Raw genomic sequence first — 14,091 nt, 5'->3', positions numbered from 1 at the left:
CGCGGCAGTGATCAGCGGTTTTGGCTCAGCGCGATGGGATTCGGAGCTGGCGCCAGGTCAAAATTTGAATAAAAACAGGGCCTAGCGCTTGATACATAAGCGCCTTAAGCTATAAAAACAATAGCAAACGGTGTTTTCCTGCTGACGACTGGCCTGATGCAGGGCTCGGTCAGACCTCTGCGAGTGCCAGCACCACCGCGTTGTCGTCCACCAGCAGCTCCACCCGGCTGCCCGCGCGCAGTCCGCTGCCGGGCGCGGCAAAACCCACCATCTGCACACCGGCTGCGAGTTCGGCCGAGACTTCGTCGCCCGAGTCACCACGCACCACGCGCACAGCCTTGGCGGCCAAGCGAAAGCGGCCCGCCTCTGCGCTCTGCACTCGCGTCGCGGTGCGCGGGCTGCCCGCACGCTCCACCCGCACCGCCGTGGCCTTGCACAGCGCCTGCACCACCAGCCCAGGCTCCAACCCCAGCAGCTCGGCACTTTCGCGCGTGATGCGCGAGGCGAGTACGGTGGGCGCCGACGTGGGCGCATCGGCCAGCACCTCGGCCTCGAACGCCAGGTGCACCCGCACGATCTGCCCCAGCACCTCCAGCCGCTGCACCACACAAGGCCACTGGTTGCGCATGCTGGTGCGCACGGCCAGCCGTGCCAGCGCAGGGCCAGCGTGCGGCGTGGCCTGCCAGCGCGAGAGCACCGCACCCCGCGCCTGGGCCATGGCGTCGGCGGCAGTCAGCAGCTGCTGGCCAGCCTCGGTCAGCCGCGCGCCGCCACCGCCCGCCCCGCCCACGGCCCGCGCCACCAGCGGCGTGCCGGCCAGGTTGGTGAGCGTGTCCACCGCCTGCCACGCCGCCTTGTAGCTCACGCCCACCACCCGGGCGGCCTGCGAGATGGAGCCCGTGTCGCCAATCTGCCGCAGGATGTCGATGCGCTTGTCGGTAAGGGCGTGGCCCAGGGCGCCAGACAGGGAGATGGATGCAGACATGGTTGAAGTGGGGCAGGATCTGGATCGCAGAGGCGTGCGGCAGTGGGGTCGCGTATTGCGCAGAGCGTAGGGAGATCGGCGGACAGGGTAGTGAGAAGCGTTGGAAGACAGCAAACGCGAGCCGTTCGGCCATCGCACGAGTATTCCATGGACAAGCCCACCAGCCGCTGCGCTGGCGGACATTCCTGCCTGCTGCAGAGCAGAGGCGCCTTCCGAAGCTGCCTATACTCTGCGCTATTCCATTTTTGAATAGCGCCTGCCACTCAGCACCATGGCCCGAAACATTTCCGCAAGTTCATTCAGCGCAGTGACTGGCTGGGGCCTGGCCGCGTTGGCCACACTCTGCGCACCCTGCGCCCATGCCGACACCGTGTCGGTCGCGGTGGCCGCCAACTTCACGGCGCCCATGCAGAAGATCGCCGCGGCCTTTGAGGCCGACACCGGCCACAAGGCCGAGCTGTCGTTCGGTGCGACGGGCAAGTTCTACGCGCAGATCACGCACGGCGCGCCGTTCCAGGTGCTGCTGGCGGCCGACGACACCACGCCCGCAAGGCTCGAGCGCGAGGGCAAGGCCGTCGCCAACGCAGGCTTTACCTACGCCATCGGCGCGCTGGTGCTGTGGAGCGCGCAACCCGGCTATGTGGACGCACAGGGTGCCGTGCTCCAGACCGGAGACTTCAAACACCTGGCCATCGCCAACCCCAAGCTGGCGCCCTACGGCCTGGCCGCCGTGCAAGCCATGGACAAACTCGGCGTCGCGGCCCGGCTGCAACCGCGCCTCGTACAGGGCGAGAACATCGCGCAGACCTTTCAGTTCGTGTCCACCGGCAACGCACCGCTGGGTTTTGTGGCGCTGTCGCAGGTGATGGTGGACGGCAAGGTCGCGCAAGGATCGGCCTGGCAAGTCCCTTCCCAGTTGCACGACCCGATCCGCCAGGATGCCGCGCTGCTCCTGCCCGGCAAGGACAGCGCTGCGGCGGCAGCGCTGCTCAAATACCTGCGCGGAGACAAGGCGCGCGCCATCATCAAAGGCTATGGGTATGGGTTCTGAAGGAGTGGCCGTTCAAATGCCTCAAACGCCGTTGCGCACGCTTACGGACCGTGCCCCACTGTATGGGCCGGGCACAGTGCAGGATAGCCGCGTTGAGTTGTATTCGTCGCTCAGCACGGCCCTCCGTGATCTGAACCCCGCCCGTTCATAACCCCATGCCCTTTTCCAACGCCGATCTCGCGGCCATCGGACTCACGCTGCGCCTTGCAGGCACGACCATGGTGCTGCTCCTGGTGCTGTGCACGCCGCTGGCGTGGTGGCTGGCGCACACGCCCTCGCGCTGGCGCGGGCCGGTAGCGGCGGTAGTGGCGCTGCCACTGGTGCTGCCGCCCACCGTCATCGGGTTTTACCTGCTGGTGACCCTGGGGCCCCATGGCCCGATCGGGCAGATCACCCAAGGGCTGGGGCTGGGCACGCTGCCCTTCACCTTCTGGGGACTGGTCGCAGGCTCGCTGATTTACTCGCTGCCGTTTGCGGTGCAGCCGCTGCAGCACGCGTTTGAAAGCATCGGCCAGCGTCCGCTGGAAGCTGCGGCCACGCTGGGCGCCGGCCCGCTGGACCGGTTCTTTACCGTGGCGCTGCCGCTGGCCCGGCCGGGCTTCATCACCGCGGCGATCCTGAGCTTTGCGCACACCGTGGGCGAGTTTGGCGTGGTGCTCATGCTGGGCGGCAACATCCCCGGCGTGACGCGGGTGGTGTCGGTGCAGATTTACGACCACGTCGAGGCGCTGGAATACACGCAGGCGCATTGGCTGGCCGCTGGCATGGTGGTCTTTTCGTTTGTGGTGTTGCTGGGCCTGAACCTCACGCGGCGCCGGGCGTCGATGGTGCCGTGATGCACGCAAGCCAAACCGCCGCCCCCCAGATCAGTGCCCGCCTGCACCTGGCGCGCCCCGGCTTCGCGCTGGATGTGGACCTGCACCTGCCCGGGCGTGGCGTGACCGCGCTGTTCGGCCCCTCGGGCTGCGGCAAGACCACCTGCCTGCGCGCGATCGCCGGCCTCACCCGCGCCCAGCAGGCCCGTGTGGAGGTCAACGGCGAGGTCTGGCAGGACGACGCCCGCCGCATCTGGCGCGCCACACACGAACGCGCCCTGGGCTATGTGTTCCAGGAGGCCAGCCTGTTCGACCACCTGACTGTGCGCGGCAACATTGCCTACGGCCTGGCCCGCACACCGCCCGCGCGGCGCCAGGTGGCGCTGGAGCAGGCAGTCGAACTCCTGGGCATTGGCGCGTTGATGGAGCGCAAGCCCGACGCCCTGTCGGGCGGCGAGCGCCAGCGCGTGGCGATTGCGCGCGCCCTGGCCACCAGCCCGCGCCTGCTGCTCATGGACGAGCCTTTGGCCGCGCTGGACGCACAGCGCAAGGCCGAGGTGCTGCCCTACCTGGAGACGCTGCACCGCACGCTCGACATCCCCGTTCTGTACGTGAGCCACTCCATCGATGAGGTGGCGCGGCTGGCCACCCACATGGTGCTGATGGACAACGGCCGCGTGCTGGCCCAGGGGACCACGCCAGAACTCATCGTGCGGCTCGACCTGCCCCTGGCCCATGGCGACTCGGCCGCCACGGTGATCGAAGGCCAGGTCCTGCACCATGACGCGCACGACCACGTGACCACCATCGCCTTCGGCGGCGGGCAGTTGCTGCTCGTGAGCCCACGGGCCCGTGCCGCAGGGGAGCCGGTCCGCCTGCGCATACAGGCCCGCGACGTGAGCCTGGCGCTTTCGCCGCCCGCCGACAGCAGCATCCTCAACATCCTGCCCGCCACCGTAGCCGCATGGGCCGAGGACAGCCCTGGCCAGCTGATGGTGGCGCTGGACGCGGGCCCCACGCGGCTGTTGGCGCGGGTCACGCAGCGCTCGGCCACAGCGCTCGGGCTCGCGCCGGGCACGCCGGTCTACGCGCAGGTGAAGGGCGTCGCCATCGTCAACTGAGCACCTCGGAAGGCCCTGCGGCAGTCGTATGATGACCGCCTAACAAAATGAAGAGTGGGAACCAGGGTGGTACATGGATTCGATCTGGCATGACGCGGCGCAAGCGTTCGCGATAGGGTTTCCCGCGCCGCTGGCGGGCCTGCTTTTCTGGGTGGCTGCATCGCTGATGGTGCATGTGTGCCAGCGGCTGGTGGAGCACACCGCGTTCTCGGTGGACGTGTCGAGCCGGCGCGTGAGCGCATCGCATGCGGCGCTGTGCATCGGCTGCATTGCATGGGCGCTCGACGTGGTGGGCCTTTTCATGTACGGCGAACTCGCGCAGCACGCAGCGTCGCTGGAGCTGGTGCCCGCGCTCAGCGGGCTCATCATCATGGCGGTGAGCACGCGGCTCACGATTCCGACCTTGAGCACCAGCACCCGCAAGCTGCACATCACCGTCGCCGGCACCTGGCTGGCCGCGGGCATGCTGCTGGCCCACTTCACGATCACGCAAAACCAGGTGCGCAGCTTTGCGGCAGTGAACTGGGCGACCATCCTGCTCGGCATGGCCATTGCGCTTGCTTTGGCCAGCCTGACCGCGATGCGCCACCGCGCCGCCAAGCTCAGCGTGCTCACGCCCCATCTGCTGCGCCGCACGTGGGAGGAAAAAGCCGTGAGCGGCGCGGCCATCCTGCTGCTGCACTGGTTGCTGGTCAACACCTTTCCGCTGGCCAGCGCCACCGCGGGCGGCAGGGTGCACAGCACCGTGCTGCTGTTCATCGTGTTGCTGTTCGGCGTGGCCCTGGCGCTGGAGCAGTTGAGCAACATGCGCCACGATGTGGATCGCCAGCATTTGCTGCGCCGCGGGTTGTCGATGATGCGGGTGTCCCACATGGCGCAGAACCCGGAGCGCGACGTGCAGCTGTCCCTGGTGGCCGACCACCTGCACGACCTGCTGCAGCCCGACCGGCTGAAACTGCACTTTCAGCCAATGGTCGACTTTCGCCAGCCGGGCGCGCCCTTCGAGGCCCTGCTGCGCATCGAGGACCCGGCCCTCGGGCCGCTCAACCCCGAGATCTTCTTGCTGGTGTGCGAACTCCAGGGCAAAACGGCCGAGGTGGACCGCATGATCCTGCGCAATGCGCTCGGCCACGTGGCGCATTGGCACCGCCAGGGGCTCCAGGAGATTTCGGTCAGCGTGAACGTGGCACCCATCACGCTGCTGGAGCGTGGCTTTGCCGATTGGCTGTGCATGGAGCTGGCCGAGCACGCCCTGCCCCACCACGCGCTCAAGCTCGAGATGACCGAGCACGCGATCATCGCGCTGGGCGCGCCGCTGGTGGGTGCATTGCGAGAACTGACCGCGCTGGGCATCGCCGTGGTGATGGACGATTTCGGCACGGCTACTCATCCCTGGGCATGCTGGCCGACCTGCCGATAGCCGGCATCAAGTGCGACCGCCTGTTTGTGCAGCAGCTTGCCCGCGACCCGCGCCGGCAGTCGCTGCTGCGGCACATCGGGGCGCTGGCGCAGGAGTTTGGCTTGTCGGTGGTGGTGGAAGGTGTGGAGACTGCAGAAGAACTGCAGGCCGTGGCCGCGGCGGGTCTGCACGGCGTGCAGGGCTACCTGTACGGCAAACCCATGGCGGCCGATGCGGTCGCCGCCTGGACCACCCGCGAGATGCCGGCGCGGCGTGCGGCACTTGAGGCGCTGACGCTGAAAACACCGCGGCAGGTGGAACCCGACACGGCGGTCGCGCCCGTGGCGGCTTATCCGATGGCGCTGCCCGCAGCCCTGCCGCGCGCCCCCTGGGCAAACCGGGTGCCCGGGCTGCCGCGGGCCTGAGCCGTTCATCATTTCGCTCCACTTCCCCTCTTTGCTCCCCGATTTGTGAATCCCCTCACCACCCTAGTTCTCGGCGGCTACGGCAACTTTGGCGCGCGCATCTGCCGTGCGCTGGCGGGCGACCCTGCCCAGCACCACGGCATGAGCTTGCTGGTGGCCGGCCGCAATGCATCGCGTGCCCAGGCACTGGCCACCACGCTGCACCACGGGGCCCTCGGCGTGGCGCTGGACCACCAGGCCCCAGGCCTTGCGCGCACGCTGCGCGAATGGGGCGTGGGCCTGGTGATCCACACCGCGGGGCCGTTCCAGGCGCAGGCCTATGCGGTAGCGCAAGCGGCGGCCGAGGCCGGCGCGCACTACATCGACCTGGCCGACGGCCGCCGTTTTGTGTGCGACTTTCCCGCCGCGGTGCACGGCGCCTTTGTGACGGCGCAGCGCACGGCCATCACGGGCGCAAGCACCGTGCCCGCGCTGTCGTCCGCCGTCATCGACCACCTGTGCGCTGGCTGGCAGCACATCGACAGCATCGATATCTGCATTGCCCCCGCTCAGCGCGCGCCGCGCGGACAGGCCACGCTGGCAGCGGTTCTGAGCTACTGCGGCGCGCCGATCCCCGTGTGGGAAGGCGGCCAATGGCAGCACCGCCGCGGCTGGGCCGAGCCGGTGCCGATCCAGTTTGAGCGCCTGCAGCCACGCCTCGCCGCGGTGTGCGATATCCCGGACCTGGAACTCTTCCCAGCGCGCTACCAGGTGCGCGACCGCGTGGTGTTTCGCGCCGCGCTGGAAGTGGGTCTGGCCCAGCGCAGCTTTGCCGCCATCGCCGCCCTGCGCCACTGGGGCGTGTTGCCGCACCCCGAGCGCCTGGCCGGGCTGATGCACCGCGCTGGGGGCGTGTTCGATCGCCTGGGCACGCCGCTGGGCGGCATGGTGGTGCGCGTCGCAGGTGTGGATGCCACTGGCACTGCGCGCCGCCGCGCCTGGCACATCGCGGCCGACAACGACCACGGCCCCGAGATCCCCTGCATGGCTGCCATCCTGCTGGCGCGGCGCCTGGCGGGCGGCAGCGCCTTGCCCTTGGGCGCACACACCAGCACCAGCCTGCTCACGCTCGAAGCCTTTGCGCCCGAGTTTGCAAGGTGGGACATGGTGACCGACGTGGTGGAAGAAGCATGAGCCCCCTGCCCCAGGCCACCGAACGCTTGCTGCGCCACAGCCTGGTCGCTGTCTGGCTGGTCACTGCAGCCGTCAGCGTGTGGGAGCTGCACGGCCAAAGCCGCGACCTCCTGGCCGGGCTGCCAGCCGCGTGGAACACGCCCGGCGTGGCCACCGCCCTCATCCTGGCGGGCGCCGCTGCCGATGCCGCCCTGGGCGTGTGGATGGCCTGGCGCCCGGGCCGCGTTGCGTATGCGGCAGCGCTGCTGCTCATGGCTGCGATGACGGTGCTGGCCACGGTGATCCAGCCCGACCTGTGGCTGCACCCGCTCGGCCCGCTGACCAAGAACCTGCCTATCGCCGCCATCCTGTGGGTGCTGCTGCAGGGCACACCTCACGCAGCACGCATGTCCAAGCCATGAGCCTGTACCTCACCCTCAAGTGGATTCACATCATCTCCAGCATGCTGTTGGTGGGCACGGGTCTGGGGTCGGCGTTCTACATGTTCTTCACCAACCGCAGCGGCAGCGTGCAGGCGCAGGCCGTGGTCACGCGGCTGGTGGTGCGGGCGGACTGGTGGTTCACAACGCCCACGGTGTTCATTCAGCCTGCCACGGGCCTGGCCATGGCCGCCATGGTCGGCCTGCCGCTGACCACCCCCTGGTTAGCGCTGTCGCTGGGCCTGTATGTGCTGGCGGGCATCTGCTGGCTGCCGGTGGTGTGGCTGCAGCTGCACATGCGCGACATGGCGGCCGAGGCCGCCGCTGAGGGTAGCGCCTTGCCACCGCGGTACTGGCGCTACGCGCGCCGGTGGGAGGCGCTGGGCTACCCGGCCTTCGTGGCGATGGTGGTCGTGTTCTACCTGATGGTGAACAAGCCCGGCCTCTGGGCGTAAGCCTGCGCCGGGCAGCGCCAGCTCAGGGCTTGCGCCACAGGTTGAAAGCAAACCGGCCCAGAAAGATGCCCACGGCCAGCAACAGGAGGGCCGGCGCAAAGATACCGTCCCCATCGGCCTGCACGCCACCGGCCATGTAGCCCGGCATGCCTGCCGCATGCGGCGCGTAGTCGGCGCTCAAATACCACCGCGCCGTGATGACCAGCAGCCACAGTGCCGCCCCCACGCAGGCGGCGGCGCAGGCAGCAACGACCAGGGCCAAGGCCCGCATCAGGCGGGCCGCTCCACCAGGCCCATCCTTGCCACGCACGCACCACCCGGCGGGCAGCAAGGCCTGCCGCAACGGTGTGGGCGCGCATCCAGCGTTGGAGCGGTCTTTGTCATGGTCTGGCGATTCCTAGAGGGCACTGGGCGTTGCGGAAAAACGGGCCTGCAAGACTATCATCGTCCCCATGCTCATCGAGACCCTCGACACGGCACGCGACCTGGGTCGGCTCAAGGAAATCCTGGGCGTGATGGTGCGCCACGGTTTTGGCGACACCGTGCGCCGCCTGGGCCTGGCCGACAAGCTTGAGCGCGCCGGCCAGGCGCTGCACTGGACGCATGCTGCCGACCTGGCCCGCGTGGAGCCACCCGCCCAGGTGCGGCTGGCGCTCGAAGAGCTGGGCCCGACCTTTGTGAAGTTCGGGCAGATCCTGGCAGGCCGTGCAGACCTGTTTGGCCCCGACTGGATTGCCGAGTTCGAGAAGCTGCACAGCCAGGTGCCTGCCGTGCCCATTGATGCGCTGCGCCCGCAATTGCGCGAAGACCTGGGCGCCGAGCCCGAAGAGGTGTTCGCCTGGTTCGACCCCACCCCGCTGGCTGCGGCATCAATTGCGCAGGTGCACCGGGCACGGCTGCATGGTGGCACCGAGGTCATCGTCAAGATCCGCCGCCCCGGCATTGCCGACACCATCCACGCCGACCTGCGGCTTCTGCACCGCCTGGCTGCGCTGGCCGAGGCGGAGCTCCCCGCCGCCAAGCCCTACCGGCCCCAGCAACTGGTGCGTGAGTTCGCACGTTCACTGCGCCGCGAGCTCGACCTGGCGGGCGAATGCCGCCAGGCCGAACGCATTGCCATCAACATGCAGGCGCTGCCGCACATCGTGGTGCCGCGTGTGCACTGGGAGCACACGCACGAGCGCATCAACGTGCAGGACTTCATCACCGGCGTGCCCGGCAATGCGCTCGACGCGCTCACGCCCGAGGCTGGTTTTCATCGCACAGTGCTGGCGCAGCGGGGCGCGCAGGCGGTGCTCAAAATGATCCTGGAGGACGGCCTCTTCCACGCCGACCCACACCCCGGCAATGTGTTCTACCAGCCGGGCGATCGCATTGCGTTCATCGACTTCGGCATGGTGGGACGCTTGTCGCAGCGGCGGCGCGATGAACTGCTGCAGCTGCTGCTGGGCCTGGTGGAACACCAGCCCCAGTCCGTGGCCGATGTGCTGCTGGACTGGACGGGCGATGAGCACGGCATCAACCTGGGCCAGCTCGAGACCGAGATCGAAGCCTTCGTGGACCAGTACCACGGAGTTCCGCTGGCGCAGCTGAGCCTGGCCCAGATGCTGGGCGATGTCACCGCCATCCTGCGCGAACACCACCTCGCGCTGCCCGCCGACCTGGCGCTGCTGATCAAGGCTTTTGTCGCGCTGGAGGGCATGGGCCGCAGCCTGGACCCGGGCTTTCACATGGCCACGCAGGCGCTGCCGCTGCTCAAGCAGGTGGCGCGCGACCGCTACCACCCGCAGGCCCTGGCCGGGCGCGCGTTGTGGGCGCTGCGGCGCACGCTTTCGACCGTAGAGCAACTGCCCGACGACATGGCCCGGCTGCTGCGCAATGCGCGGCGTGGGCGCTTGCAGGTGGGCATTGACCTCGCGCACCTCAAGCGCGTGGGCGACCAGATCGACCGTTCGGCCAACCGGCTGGCCATGGCCATGGTGATTGCCGCGCTGATCATCGGATCGTCAATCGTGATGACGGTCAAGGGCGGGCCGACGCTGTTTGGCCTGCCGGCGTTTGGGTTCCTGGGATTCTTTGGCGCAGTGGTCTGCGGGCTGTGGCTGGTGCGGGCCATCTGGCGCAGTTCGCACCAGCGGGACGACGATTAAGAGCGGCTAACAAAACTCTTCTGGCGTCGTTGCCGCGACTTGTCGCACTACTCGTACTGCCTGCGACGCAGCGCCTAGCCAGAACCGCTTCGCTGAGTTTTGTTATCCGCTCTAAGGCCACCGTCGCGTTCGCTGCGGGACTGCCCACAAGGGTGAGCCCAGCCTCCGCCCGCGCCCGTGGGAGCACGCGTCGCCTGGCAACTCAGGCAGTGCTCATTTTTCAGCGTTCGGAAAGAACAGCGGCTCGCCGCCAATCCGGTAGTTGGCAATCACCTGCTGGCCCGCAGGCGACACCACCCAGTCCACAAACTTCTGCGCCTCCTGCGACTTCACATGGGGGTGTTTTGCGGGGTTCACGACCATCACGCCGTACTGGTTGAAGAGTTTGGTGTCGCCCTCGACCAGCACCGCCAGGTCGGCGCGGTTCTTGAAGTTGAGCCACGTGCCACGGTCGGCCAGCACATAGGCATTGCTTGATGCAGCGATGTTGAGCGCGGGGCCCATGCCGCAGCCGCATTCCTTGTAGCCACTGCCTTTGGCGGCGTCGGCGCCGGCAAGCTTCCAGTAGCGCAGTTCGGCCGCGTGGGTGCCGCTCTTGTCGCCGCGCGAGACGAAGCTGCCGTTGCTTGCCGCAAGCTTTTGCAGCGCCTGCACGATGTCCTTGCCACGCGTTCCGGCGGGGTCGCCCTTGGGGCCGATGAGGATGAAGTCGTTGTACATGACCGGGTAGCGCTTCACGCCCCAGCCCTCGGCCACGAACTTCTCTTCCGCGGCCTGGTCGTGCACAAACAGCACATCCGCATCGCCACGGCGTGCCATGTCCAGCGCCTGGCCCGTGCCCAGCGCCACAACCTTGAGGTCGATGCCGCTTGCCTTCTTGAACTCCGGCAGCAGATGGCCAAACAGGCCGGACTGCTCGGTGGACGTCGTGGATGCCATCGTGATGCTCTGGGCGCCCGCAGCACCATTTGCTATAAAAACAATAGCTACTAGCGCTTTATGGATAAGCGCTGGCGGCCTAAAAAGCCTAAAACCCCTCATCGCCGGGCCGCCCCAAGATGAAAAGGCTGCCCCGCTGGGGGGCAGCGACCACACACAGTGGCGAGCGTGGGGGTCCGTTCTCTTCATACCAACTCTCCCTTCACAAACAAACGGGCGGCCTCGGGCAGTGGGCCGTTGAAGAAGTCGTGCACAGGCAGGTCGGCCACCAGGCGGCCGTGCTCCATGTAGATCACGCGGCTGGCCAGGCGCTTGACCTGGCCGAGGTTGTGGCTGCTGAACACCATGGTCACCGGATGGGCCGGGCCCCTCGCACCGTGGCCTGCAGCGAAGTCGGCCATCAGTGCCTCCACCTCGCGCTTGGCGTGTGGGTCGAGGCTGGCGGTGGGTTCGTCGAGCAGCAGCACATCGGGCCGCAGCGCCCAGGCCCGCGCCAGCGCCAGCCGTTGCTGCTGGCCGCCCGACAGCGTGCGCGCGTTCTGCGCAGCGATGTCCTGCAGCCCTACACGCTGCAGCGCCGTGAGCGCATCCAGCCGCGCATCACGCCAGCGCGCGCCGCGCAGCCACAGGGCCAGCGCAACGTTATTGAGGGCGCTGGTGCGCAGCATGTGGGGCCGCTGGAACAGCATGGCCTGGCGCAGGGTGGGGTCGCAGCGCAGGGCGCCGCCACCCTCACCGTTGACATCGGCGTCGGCCAGGCCATGCAGCACGCGCAGCAACGTGCTCTTGCCACTGCCGTTGGCGCCCACCAGGGCCACACGCTCGCCGGGCGTTATGCGCAGGCTCACCTGGGTGAGCGCCATCACCTGGCCATAGCGCACGCTGATCCGGTGCAGCTCTACCCACGGAGCGCCATCGTTGGCGGCTTTTTGGCCTGACCTGCCTGCCAGGCCCACACCCAGGGAGACATGCACTGCGCTCATGCCGCCACCCCCACCGGCGTGCTGGAGGCCGCGCCGTCCACCCGCTCGCGCCAACGGCGTACTGTGGCGATCACCACGTTGAGCGCCAGCACCACGGCCAGCAAAACGATGCCCAGTGCCAGCGCCAGCGGCAAGTCGCCCTTGCTGGTCTCCAGCGCAATCGCCGTGGTCATCACCCGCGTGAAGCCGTCGATGTTGCCGCCAACGATCATCACCGCGCCCACCTCCGAGATCGCGCGGCCGAACGATGCGATCAGCACCGTGAGCAGCGCATAGCGTTCGTCCCACGCCAGCAGCAGGCTGCGCAGCAAGGTGCCCGCTCCCAGGGACCGCAGCTGCTCGCCATGCGCGCGCTCGGCATCTTCGACCGCCTGCCGCGTGAGCGCGGTGACGACCGGCAGGACCAGAATCGTTTGCGCAAGCACCATGGCCTTGAAGCTGAACAGCCAGCCCAGTGACCCGAGCGGCCCGCTGCGCGACAGCAACAGGTACACCACCAGCCCCACCACCACCGAAGGCACGGCCAACAGGGTGTTGAGCACCGCCAGCACCGCCCCGCGCCCTGCAAACCGCGCCACCCCCAGCCACGCGCCCAGCACCAGGCCCAGCCCGCAGGCCAACACACAGGCAGTGGCGCTGACCGACAGCGAGCGGCCCACGATGGTCCACAGGACCGGGTCGAAGGAGAGCGTAAGTTGTAGCGCTGTGCCCGCGCTTTCAGACAGAGTGGACATGGTGGCCCTATTGAACTGGGCTATCGTAGGCACCCCAGCAATATCCAGCCATATGAAATCCCGTGCATAGGGTCCAACTCCACTACACGCTGAGCCGCGATGCGGGCACCGCACTCATCCGCAACCCGCTGCCCGAGCTGCTGCAGGCCGTGGCGGAGCATGGCTCCATCTCGGGTGCGGCACGGGCGCTGGGCTTGTCCTACCGCCATGTCTGGGGCGCACTCAAACGCTGGGAAGAGCAGCTCGGTGGCGAGCTCATCATCTGGGGCAAGGGCCAGTCGGCACAGCTGAGCGAGTTCGGCACCAAGCTCCTGTGGGCCGAGCGGCAGGCCCAGGCGCGGCTCGCGCCCCAGATCGCAGCGTTGCACGCGGACCTGGAGCGCGCGTTCGCTGTCGCCTTCGACCCGCAAGCCCACGTGCTCACGCTGTATGCCAGCCACGACGACGCATTGGCCGCCCTGCGCGCGCATGCGGCCACACCGGGCCGCACCGGCGGGCTGCACCTGGACATCCGCTTCACGGGCAGCGTGGACGCAATCCGCGCTCTCAACGAGGGCCGCTGCACGCTGGCGGGTTTTCACACCGTCGAGAACGCCCAGGCCGATTCGCTGACCGCGCGCACCTACCAGCCGCTGCTGCAGCCGGGCCTGCACAAGGTCATCGGTTTTGCGCAGCGCGCGCAAGGGCTCATCGTGGCGCCAGGCAATCCGCTGCAATTGAAAAGCCTGGCCGACGTGGCCCGCACCGGGGCGCGCTTTGTGAACCGCCCCCTGGGCTCCGGCACACGGGTGCTCGTCGATGAATTGCTGGCACAGGATGGCCTGGCCGCAGGCGCATTGGCGGGCTATGCCTCCGACGAGCCCTCACACACCGCCGTGGCGCAGGCCGTGGCCGCGGGCGCCGCTGATGTTGGCATGGGAATCGAACTGGCTGCACGTGCGCGCGGCCTGGGTTTTGTCCCGCTGGTGCACGAGCGCTATCACCTGGCCTGCCTCAAGGCCAGCCTGGACCAGCCGGCCACCCTGGCATTGCGCACCCTGCTGCAAACGCCCGACTGGCTGGAACAAATGGCAGAACTGCCGGGCTACACGCCGCTGCGCTGTGGCGAAGTGTTGGCCATGAGCTCGGTGCTGCCGTGGTGGCGTTTTGCCCAGCCCAAGCGGCCGCCGCGTTCTGTCGCTTCCTGACGGTAATAAAGGGGCGCCCAGGCACCCGCGGGGATGTTGCACCACATCGGGGCACCACAGGAGCGGGTTGGGGGATAGGGCGAGATTTACAGCGCAAAAACCGCATGGCGCCGCAGTTTTGACCGGGCACCCTGAGGAAAACCCCATGTCTGCGCGTCAGGCTTTCTTCAGCGCTGCGGGGGTACGATGCGCGTTACTTTCGGACACCCCGTACGACCGCGTGCCCAACAGCGCATTGGGCACCGCCACCCATTT

Annotated in this window: 13 protein-coding genes and 1 pseudogene; 9 read left to right on the top strand and 5 right to left on the bottom strand. The window is 68.1% G+C overall.

The annotated features are described in order from the left end of the window. Window positions 1-169: 169 nt before the first annotated feature. Window positions 170-985: a TOBE domain-containing protein gene (locus ACSQ3Q_RS07080; RefSeq protein ID WP_436133694.1), complete on the bottom strand. Its 816-nt coding sequence runs from the start codon at window positions 983-985 to the stop codon at window positions 170-172. A 271-nt stretch (window positions 986-1,256) separates the two neighbouring features. Between ACSQ3Q_RS07080 and modA the strand changes: the two genes are divergently transcribed. From modA to ACSQ3Q_RS07045, 7 genes and pseudogenes are all read left to right on the top strand, one after another. After that, window positions 1,257-2,036, top strand: a complete 780-nt coding sequence (gene modA / locus ACSQ3Q_RS07075) for a molybdate ABC transporter substrate-binding protein (protein ID WP_436133693.1) — start codon at window positions 1,257-1,259, stop codon at window positions 2,034-2,036. A 155-nt stretch (window positions 2,037-2,191) separates the two neighbouring features. After that, the gene (gene modB / locus ACSQ3Q_RS07070; protein WP_436133692.1) at window positions 2,192-2,872 is read left to right on the top strand and encodes a molybdate ABC transporter permease subunit; all 681 of its coding nucleotides are present in this window, start codon (window positions 2,192-2,194) and stop codon (window positions 2,870-2,872) included. After that, window positions 2,872-3,972: a molybdenum ABC transporter ATP-binding protein gene (gene modC, locus ACSQ3Q_RS07065; RefSeq protein ID WP_436133691.1), complete on the top strand. Its 1,101-nt coding sequence runs from the start codon at window positions 2,872-2,874 to the stop codon at window positions 3,970-3,972. Before modB ends, modC begins: the two co-directional genes overlap by 1 nt. Window positions 3,973-4,045: 73 nt before the next feature. Beyond that, window positions 4,046-5,796 (top strand): annotated as a pseudogene (locus ACSQ3Q_RS07060) (EAL domain-containing protein). Between the two features lie 45 nt (window positions 5,797-5,841). Then, a complete protein-coding gene (locus ACSQ3Q_RS07055) occupies window positions 5,842-6,969 on the top strand; it encodes a saccharopine dehydrogenase NADP-binding domain-containing protein (RefSeq protein ID WP_436133690.1) in 1,128 nt (375 codons plus the stop codon). Next, on the top strand, window positions 6,966-7,370 hold the full coding sequence (locus ACSQ3Q_RS07050; RefSeq protein WP_436133689.1) for a DoxX-like family protein: 405 nt from the start codon (window positions 6,966-6,968) through the stop codon (window positions 7,368-7,370). Before ACSQ3Q_RS07055 ends, ACSQ3Q_RS07050 begins: the two co-directional genes overlap by 4 nt. Beyond that, the gene (locus ACSQ3Q_RS07045; protein WP_436133688.1) at window positions 7,367-7,843 is read left to right on the top strand and encodes a DUF2269 family protein; all 477 of its coding nucleotides are present in this window, start codon (window positions 7,367-7,369) and stop codon (window positions 7,841-7,843) included. The genes ACSQ3Q_RS07050 and ACSQ3Q_RS07045 overlap by 4 nt, the downstream gene beginning before the upstream one ends. A 22-nt stretch (window positions 7,844-7,865) precedes the next feature. On the opposite strand, the gene ACSQ3Q_RS07040 is transcribed toward ACSQ3Q_RS07045, so the two are convergent. Further along, a complete protein-coding gene (locus ACSQ3Q_RS07040) occupies window positions 7,866-8,114 on the bottom strand; it encodes a hypothetical protein (RefSeq protein WP_436133687.1) in 249 nt (82 codons plus the stop codon). A 181-nt stretch (window positions 8,115-8,295) separates the two neighbouring features. On the opposite strand from ACSQ3Q_RS07040, the gene ACSQ3Q_RS07035 reads away from it, so the two are divergent. After that, a complete protein-coding gene (locus ACSQ3Q_RS07035) occupies window positions 8,296-9,993 on the top strand; it encodes an ABC1 kinase family protein (RefSeq protein ID WP_436133686.1) in 1,698 nt (565 codons plus the stop codon). 213 nt (window positions 9,994-10,206) lie between these two features. Here ACSQ3Q_RS07035 and ACSQ3Q_RS07030 read toward each other — a convergent pair whose 3' ends face one another. From ACSQ3Q_RS07030 to ACSQ3Q_RS07020, 3 genes are all read right to left on the bottom strand, one after another. Further along, window positions 10,207-11,034 carry an extracellular solute-binding protein gene (locus tag ACSQ3Q_RS07030; RefSeq protein ID WP_436136955.1) on the bottom strand — a complete coding sequence of 276 codons (828 nt, stop codon included), beginning with the start codon at window positions 11,032-11,034 and terminating at the stop codon, window positions 10,207-10,209. An 83-nt stretch (window positions 11,035-11,117) separates the two neighbouring features. Next, window positions 11,118-11,795 (bottom strand): ABC transporter ATP-binding protein, encoded by a 678-nt coding sequence (locus ACSQ3Q_RS07025; protein ID WP_436136954.1) that lies wholly within the window; start codon window positions 11,793-11,795, stop codon window positions 11,118-11,120. Between the two features lie 116 nt (window positions 11,796-11,911). Then, window positions 11,912-12,649, bottom strand: a complete 738-nt coding sequence (locus ACSQ3Q_RS07020) for an ABC transporter permease (protein ID WP_436133685.1) — start codon at window positions 12,647-12,649, stop codon at window positions 11,912-11,914. Window positions 12,650-12,711: 62 nt separating this feature from the next. Here ACSQ3Q_RS07020 and ACSQ3Q_RS07015 point away from each other — a divergent pair, with 62 nt between their 5' ends. Beyond that, the gene (locus tag ACSQ3Q_RS07015) at window positions 12,712-13,836 is read left to right on the top strand and encodes a substrate-binding domain-containing protein (RefSeq protein WP_436133684.1); all 1,125 of its coding nucleotides are present in this window, start codon (window positions 12,712-12,714) and stop codon (window positions 13,834-13,836) included. Window positions 13,837-14,091 lie beyond the last annotated feature (255 nt).

It is taken from the genome of Acidovorax sp. LjRoot129, assembly GCF_964253765.1.
Taxonomy (GTDB): Bacteria; Pseudomonadota; Gammaproteobacteria; order Burkholderiales; family Burkholderiaceae_C; genus Acidovorax.
This window is presented reverse-complemented; position numbering and strand designations above follow the sequence as displayed.